Consider the following 15,662-nt stretch of genomic DNA (forward strand, 5'->3'; position numbering starts at 1 on the left):
AGTTTCCAATTGGTTCGAGCGCGGTGACGTGGAGACCGGGCTCAATCGCGAGCTCAACGCCAGCGATCTGCCGGCGGATCTCGCTGGCCGCGCGGCTTGCCCGCCGCAGAGTTTCAGCCCCAAGCAGCCGGGTTCCGTAATCCGGCCAGGTCAGCGCCAGCATCGTGGAATTCTCGCGTAGCTCGACCAGAGTTGGTTGCACGTTCGCCCTCGCATTGCCGTCATAGTGCTCTCATAGGCCGACCAGCCCCGCCGCCGCCCGCAATAAATTGCTTTTCCCATTTGTTGCTGGGAAAGGCTGGCAACAAGGTGCCGCAAGGAGTCGACGCAAGCCTCCCTCAAATCAGGCCAGCACGAGACATTCATGCTCGCTTCACCAGAAACTTTGCAAATCCATTTCATCGACACCGTCACGGACGCAGCGCTACAACTGCTCACGGAATAGCAGACGCATGCAGGCGGTGTGCCTTGCCTCTCGATGGATATCGACGCTCTGTCTCCGATCCAAGGAAGCGCATCGGATGCCCGCAAAATTTGCCGGCAATCTTATCGGGCGAATCGCAGCGAACAGAGCGTCGTCAGACAGCCTGGGGCCTGAAGGCGAGGAGACTCCGAACCGTCACAGATGTATGGGCAGTCATGTGAACGGCCTGGTCTCCTACCGCGGCCGCCTGAATTTAGCTACATTTCAACGTCTCAATCCCTAATTGCATTTCTGCGAGCAACGTACTTTTGAGAGGATGGCTATGGACGAGACGATCGCCCGTCTACACGCCCATCTGCGGAACATCGATCGCTATCAGAAATTACTCAAGACAAAGCTTACCGAAGTCGAGATGCAATACCTTGAAAGGAGACTCTCGGAAGAGCGTACCGCGGTGGCGGTGCTGCACTTCGGGACCCCTGCCGGCTAACCATTGGTTATATCTATCCGAAGTGCTTGCAGTAGGCCCTGCCCTGGTTCGGCCTCCCCGACAACTCGGACTCGTTGAAAGCCTTCGGTCATTTGGAAAGAGCCTCGGCGTGGGGCTCACCAATTGCGATGAGCCCCGCGAGTAACTATTCCCCGCCCTCGTAAAACAACTCGAGGGGCAAGCCGACGAGCGACTTGCCGATCCAGTCCCGCGCGATCACGTTCGACGGTCCCATCGCGATAGCCGCGCGCGCGTCCCGGAACGAGCGCTCGATGGGTCCGCGGTGATAGCCGTAGCCGCCCGTCACAGTCAAAGCGGTGGCCGCAACCTTGTTTGCGACCTCGGCGGCGTGGACCTTGAACTCCGTTAAGGGGATCAAAATCTCGCTTTGGGGCTTCCCGGCTCGCCAGAGCTCGTCAAGCCGTGCCGCCAGTTCGATGCGCCACGGTCTTAGCGTCTCGACCAGCACCTTGGCCGCTCCGAGTTCCTGCCGGATGGCCTGATAGTCCGAAAGACTCTTGTTTCTGTCCTTATGGACGAAGCCTTTTGTGTGCGCGACCGCTGCGTTCAGCACCCCACGAGCCAGGCCGTCCCAGACTGCGCCAAGCCCGATCAGATAGACCGGCGAGACTCCATCGTAGATGATCTCTTTACCCTGCCCTTCCGCGCCAAGCCGATCGCGTCGCGCCACCCGGACGCCCTTGTAGCGGATCGGGCCGGAATGATTGGCGCGTACGCCAAGCGCCTGCCACGGGCTCGATTCGATTCCCTTCGCCTTGCCGTCGATGATGAAGAAGATGATGTCGGCCTGATCCTTGGCGCCGGGCGAGCGGGTCTGCACCACGTAGAAATCGGCTTGGCCGGAACTAGTCGTGAACGACTTTTCAGCGTTCACGATATAATCATCGCCGTCGCGCGAGGCTTCTGAGAAATTGTACCACCAGTGTCCGCCGGTCGCCCGTTCGCTCGTGGAATAGGTGCCCAGCAGAGTGCCGTTGTTGGCCTTGAGCCAGCGCTCCTTCTGATCGTCATTGCCGAACAGATTGATCGTCTGCGCTGCCCCAACATGCATGACATAGACGAGGCCGGTCGAAGCGTCAGCCTGGCCAATGCGGTAGGCGGCTTCGGCGAAATCGACATGGCCGAGGCCAAGGCCGCCAAACTGCGGCTCGTTCAGCACGCCGGTCCAGCCGATCTCCGCCAAAGCCTTCAGGTTGTCCCGCGGAAACCGGCTTTCGAGATCATTGCGATCGGCATTGGCCTTGACGGTCTGCTCAATCGCGGCGTCTAACCGCGCATAAGTATCCTCATCGACCTTGCGTGCAAGATTGGTGTTGGCCATCGTCATTCTCCTCCGTATCACGATCAAACAAGAGCTGGTTTCAGTTCGGTCGGGCGCGCGTCCTTTTGCGCCGATCCGCCGAGATAAAGTGTCTTGATATCTTCACGCCGGCGTAGCTCCGCCGAGCGTCCGGCCAGCACGCTTCGGCCGTTCTCGAGCACGACAGCGGAATCGGAAAAGCGCAGCGCGACTGTCGAGTTCTGCTCCGCAACCAGAAGCGAAAGCCCCTGCTCGGTGTTCAGCTGCTTGAGGGCCCGAAAGATCCCTTCGACCACCAGCGGCGCGAGCCCCATCGACGGCTCGTCGAGCACCAAGAGCCGCGGACGCGACATCAGTGCGCGACCGATGGCGGTCATCTGCTGTTCACCCCCCGAGGTGAGCCCCGCGGTCGAGCTGCGGCGTTCCTTCAATTGCGGAAACAGCGCATAGACGCGTTCCAGATCGGCCGCGATTTCGCTGCGTCTCGCGTCGCGGCCGATCGCGCCGGCGATCAGGTTTTCTTCGACCGTGAGCGATGCGAAACAGTGCCGCCCTTCGAGCACGGGGACGACGCCGGCTCGCACCAGTTCGGCCGCGGTTGCCGATCTGATATCGCGGCCGTCAAAAATAATGCGGCCAGATGTCACCTGGCCCCGCTGCGCCGCCAACAGCGTTGAGACCGCCTGCAAGGTGGTGGATTTACCCGCGCCGTTGGCGCCCAGCAAGGCGACGATTTCGCCCCGCCGGACCGAAAACGACACGTCGCTGACCGCGCGAATTGAGTGGTTGTAGGTCGCGGCCAAGGCCTCGACCGAGAGCAGGACGTCAGTCATTCCTAGTCCATCAGGGTTGTGAGCTCGCGGGAGCCGGCCGGCTCCCGCGATCCATCGTCGTCAGCGCGTTACTGGCCGACGGGGTCGTCGCCGGAGGTGCGGATCTTGATCCCGTGCTCTTGCGCATAGGCCGCCGCCGACTTCTCGATGATCGGCCTCAACGCCGCCCAATCCGGCGCGATCCAGTCGGAGACGACCTTCCACTTGGCTCCGTCCCACTGCTGGAAGGTCACGCGGCCGTCGCCCTCGTGATTGTCCCAGGTGACATTGATGGAGTGGAACAGGCCCTTGGCGCCGAGCGCTTCGACCCGGGCCGGATCGAGCTGCAGGTGCTCAAACCCCCAGCGTACCTCATCGCCCGTCAGCGTCCGCTTGCCGAATTTCTCCTGCGCGATCCGTATCGCCTCCACGTTGAGAATGCCGTTCACAATGCCCAGATTGTGATAGACGCTGCCGATCCGCTTCTTGTCGTCGAGATTGCCCTTGCCCGCGCCGTAGACGGTCTTGATGACCTCCTGCAGGACAGGATATTCCGCACCGGAAGCCTGCGTCGTGATCGCGACATAGCCCTTCGCAGCATCGCCGGCTGGGATCACATCTTCTTCCGAATTCGACCAGACATTTCCGATGATGTGATCGGCGGGGAAGCCGACCTTCTGCGCCGTCTTCAGCGCCACCGGATTCATGACGCCCCAGCCGCGCAGCACCACATAGTCGGCCTTGGCGCGCCGGATCGACAGCCATTGCGACTGCTGCTCATTGCCCGGATGCGGCACCTCGATCTGCTCGAGCTCGAAACCGTATTTGTCGGCGAGTAGCTTGTAGATCGGGATCGTCTCCTTGCCATAGGGCGAGCCGTGATAGAGCACGATGATCTTCTTGCCCTTCAGCTTGTCCGGTCCACCCTCCCTGGAGGCGATGTAGTTCACGATGCCCGAGGTCTCGCTGTACGGGTTTAACAGCAGCGGGAACACGTAGGGAAACACGCGGCCGTCAGTTGAGTCGGTTCGGCCATGATTGATCGTGATCAGCGGCACCTTGTCCTTGGTGATGCGGTCAATCATGGCGTAGGCAATACCAACCGACAGCGGATTCCAGGCGGCTACACCGGGACGGTTCTTCAACCGCTCATAGACCTCGACGCCGCGCTCGACCTCATACTGAGTCTCCCCCTCGTCCCACGTCAGCTTGACGCCATTGACGCCACCGTCGCGGATGTTGATCAGGTTGAGATAATCGATGAAACCGCCGAAAAATCCCGTGCCGCCAGCGGCATAGGGGCCCACGCGGTAGCTTTGCAGCGGGAAGAACTGCTCGTCCGCCTGCGCGACCGTGCCGGCAAGTCCCAGCGCGAGCGCCGCTCCCAACGCTATCTTCATTCGTCTGAACACCGTCATTGCAAACTCCTTGTGTTGAGGGTCTTTCAGGTTTCGATGGCCTTGCCGCTAGCCGCACGCAGCCTTGCCCAGCCGCGATCCCATAGCGCGATCAGCCCGCGCGGCTCGGCGATCAGAAAGGTAATAATCAGCGTGCCGATGACGATGCGCTGACTCATCTCCAGGACGCCGGAATCGAACAGGCTGCCCAACAGCGCAGCGCCGACGCGCGACAAGAGCAGCGGGAACACGACGATGAAGGCGGCGCCGACAAAGGCGCCGCGCAGCGAGGCGAGCCCGCCGATGATGATGATGAACAGGATCTGGAACGAGCGATCGAGATTGAAGCCGGCCGGCTCGACCGTGCGCAGATAGGCGAACGCCCAAAGCACGCCGGCTACCCCGATCAGGAAGGACGAGAGGCCGAACGCCAGCAGCTTGGTTCGCAGCACCGGCACGCCGATCACTTTCGCCGCCACCTCATGGTCCCGCACCGCGATGAAATTGCGACCTGTCTGGGACCGCAGCAAGCGCAGCGTCAGCAGCGTCGCCACCGTGACGACGCCGAGCGAAAAGAGGTAACGTCCGGCAGCGCTCGTAAAGGTCACGCTGCCGATCCGCAGCACTGGTGCATCGATCACGCCGGAGGGATTGTCGTTGGAGAACCAGCCGAACTTGGTGAGAGCCCACTGGACGAAGAACTGTGCCGCTAGCGTGGATACCGCGAGATAGAAGCCACGCAGGCGCAGGCTCGGCAGCCCGAACATGATGCCAACTGCAGCTGCAATTGTTCCGGCAAGCACCAGGTCGAGAAGCAGCGGCAACGCCGGGAGCCTGAGACTGAAATTGTATGCGGCATAGGCGCCGACAGCGAGAAAGGCCGCCGAACCGAGCGAGACCTGTCCGGCATAGCCCGTCAGTAGGTTGAGCCCAACGGCGGCCAGCGCCAACGCCAGAAACGGCGTCAGTACGGCATCCATCAGGTAGTCGGAGCCGACCAGGGGCACCGCGCCGATCGCCACAACCGCGATCAGGCAGGTTGCCACGATCTCGGGAAAGAAGAAGCTGCGCTTTGACGAAATGATCGTCGTCATCGCTAAACCCTCTCGACCAGCTTCTGGCCGAACAGGCCTGATGGCCGCACCAAAAGGAGCGCCAGTGCCACGACATAGGCCGCCCACGCCTCGATGCCACCACCGAACAGCGGGCCGACATAAACCTCCGCCAGCTTCTCGGTCGCCCCGATCAGAAGGCCGCCGACGATCGCGCCCGCAATCGAGTCGAAGCCACCGAGCACCAGTACCGGAAGCGCCTTGAGAACGACGAGCGATAGCGAGAACTGCACGCCAAGACGCGCGCCCCACAACAGACCCGCGACCAGTGCGACGATGCCGGCGGCGGTCCAGACCGCAGCCCAGACACGCGGCAGCCGCAGGCCAACCGCAAGCGCAGCAAACTGATCGTCGGCAACCGCGCGGAACGAGAGCCCGGTGCGGGTGTAGCGAAAGAACAACGTGAAGAGTGCGACCAGGCTTCCCGCCACCGCCGCGGCGAATAGGTCGAACCGGCTGATGAAGACGCCGCCAACGTCGAACGGGATATCGCTGACGCCGATATCGAGCCCATGCACCTGCGTTCCCCACAGAAGCTGGGCCGCGCCCTCGATGATGTAGGAGAGACCGAGCGTCGCCATAAACAGGGTGATCGGCGGCTGATTGACTAGTGGCCGAAGTACTGCGCGTTCAACGGCAATGCCGAGTGCGATCATGACTGCCAGCGTCGCCGCCAGCGCAACCACGAATGACGTACCACGTTCGACGAGGCTGACGAAGGTCAGCGCCGCGAACAGCAGCATTGCCCCTTGTGCGAAATTCAACACGCCGGACGTCTTGTAGATCAGCACGAAGCCGATCGCGACCAGCGAATACATCACCCCCGACAAAAGGCCGCCGATCAAGACTTCCAGCAAGAACTGATAATCGAACATCAGGTAGCGAGCTCCGTCTCGTCCTCATGCGCGACGCCGAGATAGGCGTCGATCACGGTTTGGTCGGCACGCACCTGGTCCGGCGTGCCATCGGCAATCTTTCGCCCGTAGTCGAGGACGGCCACTCGGTCAGACAGCCCCATCACCAAGCCGATGTCATGCTCGATCAGGAGGATGGTGGTCCCAAAGCGGTCGCGAGCGTTGCGCACGTGCTCCGAAAGCTCCTGTTTCTCACTCAGAGTCACGCCGGCGAAGGGCTCGTCCAACAGCAGGAGCCTGGGTCGCGCGACCAGCGCACGCGCGAGCTCAACCCGTTTCTGCAGGCCATAGGGTAGTGTTCCCGCGATCCGCTCGCGGACGTCACTCAGGTGGAGAAAGCTGACGACTTCTTCGACTGCAGCACGGTTCTCAGCATCGATCCGTCGCGCATGTGGCGAGCCCACGATTTGACGCAAAAAACCCGCGCTCACGCGGTGCGCGAGCCCCATCAGAACGTTGTCGAAAACTGAAAGGCCCTTGAACAGCGCCAGGTTCTGAAAGGTCCGCGCGACCCCATGGGCGGCAAGCTTGGCCGTCGGCACCCGACGAAATGCATGCTCGCCGAAGCGGATCTGCCCGCGGTCCGGCTGATAGAGTCCGCTGACGACATTCAGCAGCGAACTCTTCCCAGCGCCGTTCGGACCGATAATCGCCCGGATCTCACCTTCTGCGACATCCAGGCTGACATCCCGGAGCGCTGTGACACCGCCGAAGGCAAGCGAGATGTTTGCCAGCCCAAGCACCCGGCGCGCATCATTGGCCGCGGCGCGCTCCACCCCGCGTGCAGGGACGTCACCGCGCCCTTCAGATACCGCACGGAGGCCGTCGTCTGGAGCAACATCCTCCAGGCGAAGTACGCGCGCTTCTGCTGTAATCCTCGACACCTGCTGCTCCGCTTCCCGGCTATTCCGCTGCCTGGACCTGCACCGGCGTCCTGGCCTCCAGCTCGCGAACCAGAGGGATCACATGCTTGCCGAAATATTCGACCTCTTCCTGGAAATGCAGGAAGCCGAGCAGGATCAGGTCGGCACCGGCGCGCTTGAGTTCGATGATGCGCTCGGCGACCTGGTCGGGCCTGCCGATCAGGTTGGAGCGGAAGCCGTCATTGTACTGGACGAGATCCTGGAAGGTGGATTTGGCCCAATTGCCCTCGCGCTCGGGGCTGGCATTGCCTGCATTCTGCACCTCATGATGGAATCCGTGCACCGCATCCGGGATCGCCTTGTCGAGGATCTCATCGAGAACATCCTTGGCTTCCTTCTCGGTTTGCCGAACGATGCCGAAGGCATTGATGCCGATCTTGGTGCGCCAGCTCTTGCCGAAGGCCTTTTCCTTGCCCCTTATGTCGTCGACTTGCGCCTTGAGGCCGTCAGGCGTGTTGCCATTGGTGAAATACCAATCCGATACCCGCGCGGCCATGTCGCGGGCCGCGCGTGAGGAACCGCCTTGAAAGATTTCCGGTAGCGGCTCGAGCGGCTTCGGCTTCAGCGAATAATCATTGAACCGATAGAAATCGCCCTTGAGGGTGAAGCTGTCCTGGCTCCAGATCCCGCGCAACGCATTGATGAACTCTTCCGAGCGGCGGTAGCGCTCATCGTGGTCCAGCCAAGGCTCGCCGATCGCGTGGAATTCGCCACGAAACCAGCCCGAGACGATGTTCACCGCAACGCGCGCATTGGTCAGTTGGCTGATCGTCGCGATCTGCTTCGCGGCCAGCACCGGATTCCAGGGACCAGGAAGGAGGGCGGCGATGACTTTGAGCTTTTCCGTCGCGGCCAGAAGCGCGTGTGAGAAGCTAACGGATTCGTGCTGCTTGTCGGCGCCGTAGCCGGCGGTGAAGCGGATCTGGCTCAAGGCATAATCGAAACCGGCCCTTTCGGCGATCTGGGCAAGCTTGCGATTGTAGTCGATGTCCCAGCTGGTCCGCTGCTCGATCGAGGAAATGACGAGGCCGCCGGAAACGTTCGGCACCCAGTAGGCGAATTTGATCGGATTGCTGCTCGCGGTCATGTTTACTCCTTAGGGATCAGGCTTGCGATGATGAATGCGACGGACAGAGGCAGGCAGCGCCGCGCGATCACGCCACTCAGGAGGAGCGTGCGCTCACGTTGCTAGCAGCCGCTGGGCTATTGCTCTGGAACAGGTTCGGCGATCTGCAGGCGATCGCACATCGAGAACGTCAACAGCGCGACGTACACATTGGCTGTCGACAAGCTCCGTGCATAACGGACTCCCTGTCGAAGATGTAACTGCAGATCATCAGCGTCCCCTGACTGTCACCATTCCCTGACGATCAATCCTCTCAGAGAACTTTCGCGCGCGCGAGTCCAAGACAAACTCTTTTTCGATGCGCCGAGGTAATCCGTTTTTTTAGTTTCATCGCAGACGGGTTGATTGTTGCTGCGTCATGAAAAGCATCGCGCGCGCTTGTCATCCAACTGGTCTTGAGAGCGCTTCGACTCATTCGCGATCACAAGCAAACACCTGTCGTGCTCATTCGATCAATCAAATCCAGCGACCGTTCCTGAGTCACGCAGCGGATCGCCAGCAAGAATTTTCTCGAAATTGTTTGCCGCCTGCGCGTCACGCTTGGCCTATCACTCTTGCTTCCATCACCGGCATTCGCCGCAACGACTGCTTGTTGGAAAATTATTCCAACGTCTGTCGCCTTCATCAATACGCGTGACATTGCGTTCGATCGCCCAACAATTCTGCGGCGCCATGTTGGTGAGCGATCTGCGGCAGAAAGCTCCATGAAATTGCAGCGATTTTCGAAAGAACAGCCTCTTGAGGAGGGTGCGATGGGTAGGATTCGCCTCGTTCTTGGGCGATCACGCGCACAAGTTTCTTTGCGGAGCGCGCAAGAAGCTCTCCAATCATTTCGCGTCGGCAGCTTGATTGACATTGCTTTTCTGTCACGCCACCTTTGCACCGACCACCCTCACTCAAAGGCAAAAGCTCCCTAACATGAAAACACGCGCATCGATTTGGACCGTTCGCTGGCTGGTCGCAGTCGTGGCGGCGGGACTCCTGGCTATCCTTGGCGAGTCCCCGTCGTCGGCCGCCGAGCCTATCCTGCTCGGCGTCAGCGGCCCGCTCACCGGTTCCAACGCGCAATATGGCGCGCAATGGAAGACGGGCTTCGATCTGGCGCTCGATCAGATCAACGGTTCCGGCGGCATCAAGGGGCGTCCGCTCCAATATGTGTTCGAAGACAGTCAAAGCGACCCGCGTCAGAGCGTTTCGATCGCGCAGAAATTCGTCAACGATCCAACCATCGTCGCCGAGCTCGGCGATTTCTCGAGCCCCGCCTCGATGGCTGCCTCGCCGATCTATCAGCGCGCCGGTCTGGTGCAATTCGGGTTCACCAACTCGCACCCCGACTTTACCAAGGGCGGCGAGTTCATGTGGTCGAATACGGTGAACCAGGCCGACGAGCAGCCGGCGCTCGCCGAATTCGCCGTCAAGCGCCTGGGCCTGACGCGCCTTGCAGTCATCCATCTCAATACCGATTGGGGCCGCATCAGCAAGGACATCTTCGTCAAGGCCGCCAAAGAGGATGGCGCCGAGGTGGTGGCAACGGAAGGCTTCCTGCCCGACGAGAAGGATTATCGATCGACGCTGGTCCGCATTCGCGAATCAAAGCCGGATGGCATCGTCATTATCGCCTACTATGCCGATGGCGCGCTGATCGCGCGGCAGCTGCGGTCTGCCGGAATAAAGCTGCCGGTCGTGGCCGTCAGCTCAGTCTATTCGCCAAAGTTTCTTGAACTCGGCGGCGACGCGGTCGAGGGAATCTACACCAAGGCGAACTTCTTCCCGGAGGACCCGCGCCCGGAGGTCCAGACTTTCGTCAAAGCGTATCAGGCAAAGTACGGCAAGGACCCCGACACGTTCGCGGCGATCGCCTATGACACCGTCGTGCTGCTCTCCGAGGTGATCAAGCAATATGGCACGGAGCGCAAGGCGATCCGCGATGGTCTCGCCAGCATCAAGGACGTGCCCAGCGTCATTTATGGCAGGGTGACCTTTGATCCGCAGACGCGCCGGGTGCTTGGCGCCAAGACCATCAATCTCGTGATCAAGAACGGCAAATTCGCTTTGTGGGATGGCAGCAAGCCGGCCATCAACTGATGCAGCAGAATTGCATCCTCATGATGGACCGGCTGGGCCGGGTGAACGGTGCGGTGGCGCGGTGCCGCCGCCGGATAGGATGATTTGGTGAGTTCCTGGTTTGACTATACGATCAACGGCCTGGTCGTCGGAAACATCTATGCGCTGCTGGCGGTCGGGCTCGCGCTGATCTTCGGCGTCTCCCATCTGATCAACTTCGCGCAGGGCTCGGTCTACAGCGTCGGCGCCTATGTCGGATTGGTCTGCATCACCTATCTGAACACGCCGCTACCGCTGACGATAGCGATCGTGCTCGCCTCATGCGGGCTGCTCGGCATCTTGATCGAGCGCATCGGGCTGCGGCCGTTGCAGGGCCGCACCCGCATTGCTCCGCTGCTTGCCACTATCGGCATAAGCCTGGTGCTCGACCAGATCGTCCAGCTCGTCTTCTCGGCACAACCGCGCGCCCTGCCGAGCCAGGTCCCGGACTGGCGTTTTGTGATCGGTGGCGGCTCGATCGGCGCGCTTGACCTCCTGATCGCGGCCATTGGGCTGGCGAGCGCGGCGGTGCTGTTCGCCTTCCTGCGCTTCACCAAGCTCGGTTGGGCGGTGCGTGCCACCGCGCAGGATCGCGAGGCGGCGCAGCAGATGGGAGTAGACGTCGACAGAGTGGACAGCGCGGTTTTCGCAATCGCTTCCGCGCTCGGTGGGCTGAGCGGGCTCCTTGTCGGCATGTATTACAACAATATCAGTCCGGCGATGAGCTTCCAGGCCACGTTGAAGGGCATTGTCGCCCAGGTCATTGGCGGCGTCGGCAATGTGCCGGGCGCGATCTTCGGCAGCTTGTTCCTGGGGCTGACCGAAAGCTATGGCATAGCCCTGTTCGGCACCAGCTATCGCAACCTATTCGCTTTCGTCATTCTCATCCTTGTCCTGATATCTTGGCCCAATGGCCTGTTTGGTGGCCGTCGCTCGCTTCCGCCGGAGCCGCTGACCGGCACCTTCATCGCGCCGAGCCGCCCTGTGTTGTTGCCATTCTGGCTCGTCGTGGCATTGGTTGCGACGGGATTGCTGCTGCCCGTCGTGGTCACCTCGCCTTATGTGATCCAAACCCTGAGCAACGCCTGGCTTTACGGCATGCTGGCGCTGAGTCTGACACTCGTCGCCGGCACGGCAGGACAGATTTCGCTCGGGCACGCGGCGCTGCTTGCTATTGGCGGTTACGCTTCGGCGCTTCTGGCCCTCGATCTCGGCCTGTCCGTACTTGTCGCGATCCCCTTGGCCGGCCTGATCACGGGCCTGATTGGAACCCTTCTGGTCTATCCGGCTTTCGGCTTGCGCGGCCATTACGTCGCGATCGCGACCCTAGGGATCGGCGAGATCGTCAGCCTGGTAATCCTGAACTGGGAAAGCCTCACCCGCGGACCGATCGGCATCACCGGAATCCCGCCGCTCGCCATAGGCAAGCACGATTTCTATTCGGCGCCCGCCGTCTATTGGCTGACCTTCGCGGTGCTGGTCGGTCTTGCCCTGCTGCAGCGGCGACTGCTGCGCTCCCCACTCGGCCGCACGCTGCGCGCGATCCGCGACGACGATGTCGCGGCGCGGACCTATGGCATCAACCCCAACCGCTACAAAGGCCTGGCCTTCGCCTTCAGCGGCTTCGTGGCGGGCGTCAGCGGCGCCATCACCGCGCATCTCTATTCCTATATCAACTTCGAGACCTTTACCTCGCAGATCTCGGTCCTGGCGCTGACGATGGCGATCCTCGGCGGGCTGGGCAACGTGTTCGGTGCAATCGCCGCCGCCATTGCGCTGGTCGGATTGCCCGAGATTTTCCGGGTCGCCAGCGACTATCGGATGCTGATCTACGGCCTGGCGTTGTTGCTGCTGATCCGCTTCCGCCCGCAAGGCCTTTTTGGGACGGTTTGAATGCAGCGCTCGGCAGCAATCATGAACGGGCGTCACATCGGATGACAACCCTGCTAGACGTCTCGGCACTGGTGCGTCGCTTCGGCGGCATCACAGCCGTGAACAAGATCGACCTTGCCGTGACGGCCGGTGAGTTTGTGTCCATCATCGGGCCAAACGGCGCCGGCAAGACAACGCTGTTCAATCTGATCAGCGGGCTCGATCGCCCGGACTCAGGCACGGTCCAATTCGCCGGAGAGACGGTCACGGGCCTCGCGCCGGACCACATCGCGGCACGCGGCCTCGCCCGCACATTCCAGCATGGGCGTGTGTTCGCCAATCTCACCGTGCGCGAGAACGTGCTGATCGGAGCTCATACGCGGCAGCGCGCCGCACGCTGGCCGGCGCTCCCGATCGGCGCCGCGCTTGAATTCGTCGCCGCGTTGATCCGGCCCACATGGATGCGGGATGAACAGGAACTGCTCGACCAGGAGGTCCGCGACATCCTCGGCATTTTCGGCGATCGTTTGCTGCCACGTATCGACGATCCCGCGCACAGCCTCTCCTACGCCAACCGCCGCCGTGTCGAGATCGCCCGTGCGCTTGCGCTCAAGCCCAAACTGCTGCTGCTCGACGAGCCGACCGCGGGCATGAACCAGACGGAAACTGCCGAGATGAAGGCCCTGATCGGAGAACTGAAGCGGCGCGGCCAGACCATCCTGCTGATCGAGCACAAGCTAGATCTGGTCATGCAATTGTCGGATCGCGTCGTCGTTATGGATGACGGCATCAAGATCGCCGAAGGTCCGCCGCAGGTGGTGCGGCACGATCCGGCTGTCATTGAGGCCTATCTGGGGCACCCGACGCTCGGTGCTGCTGAGAAGGTTGTCGCGGCGGAGGCATCGTGATGCATTCACCGACCAATACAGCTTTGCCAGAGCCTTTGCTTGCCCTGGATCACATCGACACATTCTATGGCGCCATCCAGGTGCATTTCGATCTTTCGCTCGAGGTTGGACGAGGCGAGATCGTCTGCCTTCTCGGCGGCAACGCCAGTGGCAAATCGACCACCATGAAAATCATCCTCGGCCAGGTGCAGCCGAAAGGCGGCACCGTCACCTTTGCGGGCGAGGCGATCACCGGCCTCGCAACACCAAAGATCATTCGCCGCGGCGTCGGCTCGGTCCCCGAGGCGCGCCGCCTGTTCGGCGCCATGACGGTTCGGGAGAATCTGCTGATGGGCGCCTATCTGCGCTCGGACCGAGCCACCGTTGCAGAGGATCTCGAACGAACACTGGATCTGTTTCCGCGCGTGAAGCAGCGGCTGGATCAGCGCGCCGGCACGCTTTCCGGCGGCGAGCAGCAGATGGTGGCGATGGCGCGCGCTTTGATGGGACGACCAAAGCTGATTTGCATGGACGAGCCGACGATGGGCCTGTCTCCGCTCTATGTCGAACGGGTGCTAGAGCTCGTCCGTGACATCAATCGCGCCGGAACTACCATTTTCATGGTCGAGCAGAATGCGAGCCTCGCTCTGCAGATCGCGCATCGCGGCTATGTTCTGCAGACCGGCCGCGTCGTGCTCACCGGCTCGGCACAAGAGCTGCTCATGGATCCCGGCATCCGCGATGCCTATCTTGGAGGGGAACAGGCGGCATGATGGACGCAATCGCGGGACAAGATGTACAAGGCAAGGCGAAGCGCCTTGGCTTTTTCACAAGGCTGCTCGACCGGACGAGCGCCTCTGAGCGCTACAGATATGCGGCTGAGCAGATCGTTCACGCCGAACGCTGCGGCTTCGATTCGGCGTGGGTCGCACAGCATCATTTTGACGAGGACGAAGGCGGCCTGCCCGCGCCGCTGGTCTTCCTCGCTACCCTCGCGCCTCAAACCCGGCGGATCCGGCTTGGGACCGGTGTGATCACCCTGCCGCTGGAACACCCGGTGCGCGTCGCCGAGGACGTCGCAGTCCTCGATACACTGCTCAACGGAAGGCTGGAGATCGGTGTCGGTACCGGCGGCACCCCATCGTCCTTTGCGGCATTCGGCCATGACAGCGCGCGGCGCGGCGCAATCTTCGCCGACCATCTCAGCACGCTGCTTGGCGCATTGAAGGGCGAGCCGATCGGCGGGACGGCGAACCGGCTCTACCCCGAGGGTCGCGGGCTCGTTGATCGGATCTGGCAAGCGACCTTCTCGGCCGATGGCGGCCACTGGGCCGGGCTCGGCGGCCACGGTTTGATGCTGTCGCGGACCCAGCCGAGAACAAAGGAAGCGCCGAGCGCGCCGCTCGGCGACATCCAGCATCCCATCATCGACGCCTATCTCGCGGCGCTGCCCGCGGGCCGCGCGCCACGGATCATGGCCTCGCGAAGCCTTTATGTCGCAGACAGCCGGAAGGAGGCGTTGCATCTGGCTGAACAGGGCCTGCACCGTGCGCTCGCCCGGTTCAAGAGCAGCGGCCACATCATCCGTGGCGACAGGCTGGAAGACCTGATCGCGACCTTCGACACCCACGTGGGAACGCCTGACGATGTCATCGCCTCCCTCAGCAAGGATAGCATTCTTCCGCGCGTCACCGATCTCGTATTTCAGGTGCATTCCGTCGACCCTCCGCATCCGCTGATCCTGCGTTCGATCGAACTGACTGCCGAACGTGTGGCACCAGCGCTCGGATGGGAGCGCCGCGAATCTTCCCGAACCAAGGATCGCAGCACTACCGGTGCGCCGTTGATCGATTCAGTAAGGAGCCCCACATGAGCGTTTCGCCCGACAGCGACGTCGTCGATCACCTGGCCGGCGTTGAGCCGGGCTCCAGCCTCCATCAAATCAGGGCAAGGCGAGCGCAAGCGCGCGAGAATGCGCAGAAGAGTTACCTCGCATTGTTTCAGCCCAGCGATTTCGGCACGCGAACGTTGGGCGGTCGCAGCCTTTGCGGCAGCTCTGCACCGCGAGCCAATTGCCGCCGAGTTGTACGCGTCCAAGCTCAGGTCGTCCGAACCTGAGCTTGGCGGGATCATCGACTGCGAAGCCGGGCGCGGCGTCACGGTGGGACCTTTTGGCCATTATCCCGCTGGTCCGCTGAGCGGCGAGGACAAGCCCGGCCTCATCTATCGCGTTGAGGACGGACACCGCAGCTTGTTGGGCGAGCGCCTATCGGCCGGGCTC

13 protein-coding genes and 1 pseudogene are annotated in these 15,662 nt (G+C 61.9%); 7 read left to right on the forward strand and 7 right to left on the reverse strand.

Annotation, left to right across the window (positions count from 1 at the left end):
- Positions 1–746 precede the first annotated feature (746 nt).
- Entirely contained in the window at positions 747–914 is a 168-nt protein-coding gene (locus tag JOZ76_RS12915) for a hypothetical protein (protein WP_291699015.1), read from the forward strand.
- A gap of 145 nt (positions 915–1,059) precedes the next feature.
- Here the strand turns inward: JOZ76_RS12915 and JOZ76_RS12920 are convergent, their stop codons facing one another.
- From JOZ76_RS12920 to sfnG, 7 genes are all read right to left on the reverse strand, one after another.
- Positions 1,060–2,256, reverse strand: a complete 1,197-nt coding sequence (locus JOZ76_RS12920; RefSeq protein ID WP_291699016.1) for an acyl-CoA dehydrogenase family protein — start codon at positions 2,254–2,256, stop codon at positions 1,060–1,062.
- Positions 2,257–2,279: 23 nt separating this feature from the next.
- Positions 2,280–3,068, reverse strand: a complete 789-nt coding sequence (locus JOZ76_RS12925; protein ID WP_291699017.1) for an ABC transporter ATP-binding protein — start codon at positions 3,066–3,068, stop codon at positions 2,280–2,282.
- 68 nt (positions 3,069–3,136) lie between these two features.
- A complete protein-coding gene (locus JOZ76_RS12930; RefSeq protein ID WP_291699018.1) occupies positions 3,137–4,465 on the reverse strand; it encodes an ABC transporter substrate-binding protein in 1,329 nt (442 codons plus the stop codon).
- Between the two features lie 26 nt (positions 4,466–4,491).
- Positions 4,492–5,538, reverse strand: coding sequence for a branched-chain amino acid ABC transporter permease (locus JOZ76_RS12935; RefSeq protein ID WP_291699019.1), 1,047 nt, complete (start codon positions 5,536–5,538; stop codon positions 4,492–4,494).
- Positions 5,539–5,540: 2 nt separating this feature from the next.
- Positions 5,541–6,431: a branched-chain amino acid ABC transporter permease gene (locus JOZ76_RS12940; protein WP_291699020.1), complete on the reverse strand. Its 891-nt coding sequence runs from the start codon at positions 6,429–6,431 to the stop codon at positions 5,541–5,543.
- Positions 6,431–7,246 (reverse strand): ABC transporter ATP-binding protein, encoded by an 816-nt coding sequence (locus JOZ76_RS12945; RefSeq protein ID WP_291699027.1) that lies wholly within the window; start codon positions 7,244–7,246, stop codon positions 6,431–6,433. Before JOZ76_RS12945 ends, JOZ76_RS12940 begins: the two co-directional genes overlap by 1 nt.
- Positions 7,247–7,373: 127 nt before the next feature.
- Entirely contained in the window at positions 7,374–8,480 is a 1,107-nt protein-coding gene (gene sfnG / locus JOZ76_RS12950; protein WP_291699021.1) for a dimethylsulfone monooxygenase SfnG, read from the reverse strand.
- A gap of 957 nt (positions 8,481–9,437) precedes the next feature.
- On the opposite strand from sfnG, the gene JOZ76_RS12955 reads away from it, so the two are divergent.
- The 6 genes and pseudogenes from JOZ76_RS12955 to JOZ76_RS12980 all read left to right on the forward strand — a co-directional run.
- Positions 9,438–10,604 carry an ABC transporter substrate-binding protein gene (locus JOZ76_RS12955; RefSeq protein WP_291699022.1) on the forward strand — a complete coding sequence of 389 codons (1,167 nt, stop codon included), beginning with the start codon at positions 9,438–9,440 and terminating at the stop codon, positions 10,602–10,604.
- Positions 10,605–10,691: 87 nt separating this feature from the next.
- Positions 10,692–12,515 (forward strand): ABC transporter permease, encoded by a 1,824-nt coding sequence (locus JOZ76_RS12960; RefSeq protein ID WP_291699023.1) that lies wholly within the window; start codon positions 10,692–10,694, stop codon positions 12,513–12,515.
- Positions 12,516–12,556: 41 nt separating this feature from the next.
- Complete coding sequence (locus JOZ76_RS12965) at positions 12,557–13,402, forward strand: ABC transporter ATP-binding protein (RefSeq protein ID WP_291699024.1); 846 nt, start codon at positions 12,557–12,559, stop codon at positions 13,400–13,402.
- Positions 13,402–14,154 (forward strand): ABC transporter ATP-binding protein, encoded by a 753-nt coding sequence (locus JOZ76_RS12970; protein ID WP_291699025.1) that lies wholly within the window; start codon positions 13,402–13,404, stop codon positions 14,152–14,154. The genes JOZ76_RS12965 and JOZ76_RS12970 overlap by 1 nt, the downstream gene beginning before the upstream one ends.
- On the forward strand, positions 14,151–15,254 hold the full coding sequence (locus tag JOZ76_RS12975; RefSeq protein ID WP_291699026.1) for a putative FMN-dependent luciferase-like monooxygenase: 1,104 nt from the start codon (positions 14,151–14,153) through the stop codon (positions 15,252–15,254). Before JOZ76_RS12970 ends, JOZ76_RS12975 begins: the two co-directional genes overlap by 4 nt.
- A 99-nt stretch (positions 15,255–15,353) precedes the next feature.
- Positions 15,354–15,662 (forward strand): annotated as a pseudogene (locus JOZ76_RS12980) (CMD domain protein); the annotation flags it as partial.

The organism is Bradyrhizobium sp., from assembly GCF_019244115.1.
Lineage (GTDB): Bacteria > Pseudomonadota > Alphaproteobacteria > Rhizobiales > Xanthobacteraceae > Bradyrhizobium.

Coding starts and splice junctions, on each gene's coding strand:
- JOZ76_RS12915 (WP_291699015.1), top strand. CDS start 747: ATGGACGAGACGATCGCCCGTCTACACGCCCATCTGCGGAACATCGAT.
- JOZ76_RS12920 (WP_291699016.1), bottom strand. CDS start 2,256: ATGGCCAACACCAATCTTGCACGCAAGGTCGATGAGGATACTTATGCG.
- JOZ76_RS12925 (WP_291699017.1), bottom strand. CDS start 3,068: ATGACTGACGTCCTGCTCTCGGTCGAGGCCTTGGCCGCGACCTACAAC.
- JOZ76_RS12930 (WP_291699018.1), bottom strand. CDS start 4,465: ATGACGGTGTTCAGACGAATGAAGATAGCGTTGGGAGCGGCGCTCGCG.
- JOZ76_RS12935 (WP_291699019.1), bottom strand. CDS start 5,538: ATGACGACGATCATTTCGTCAAAGCGCAGCTTCTTCTTTCCCGAGATC.
- JOZ76_RS12940 (WP_291699020.1), bottom strand. CDS start 6,431: ATGTTCGATTATCAGTTCTTGCTGGAAGTCTTGATCGGCGGCCTTTTG.
- sfnG (WP_291699021.1), bottom strand. CDS start 8,480: ATGACCGCGAGCAGCAATCCGATCAAATTCGCCTACTGGGTGCCGAAC.
- JOZ76_RS12955 (WP_291699022.1), top strand. CDS start 9,438: ATGAAAACACGCGCATCGATTTGGACCGTTCGCTGGCTGGTCGCAGTC.
- JOZ76_RS12965 (WP_291699024.1), top strand. CDS start 12,557: ATGACAACCCTGCTAGACGTCTCGGCACTGGTGCGTCGCTTCGGCGGC.
- JOZ76_RS12970 (WP_291699025.1), top strand. CDS start 13,402: ATGCATTCACCGACCAATACAGCTTTGCCAGAGCCTTTGCTTGCCCTG.
- JOZ76_RS12975 (WP_291699026.1), top strand. CDS start 14,151: ATGATGGACGCAATCGCGGGACAAGATGTACAAGGCAAGGCGAAGCGC.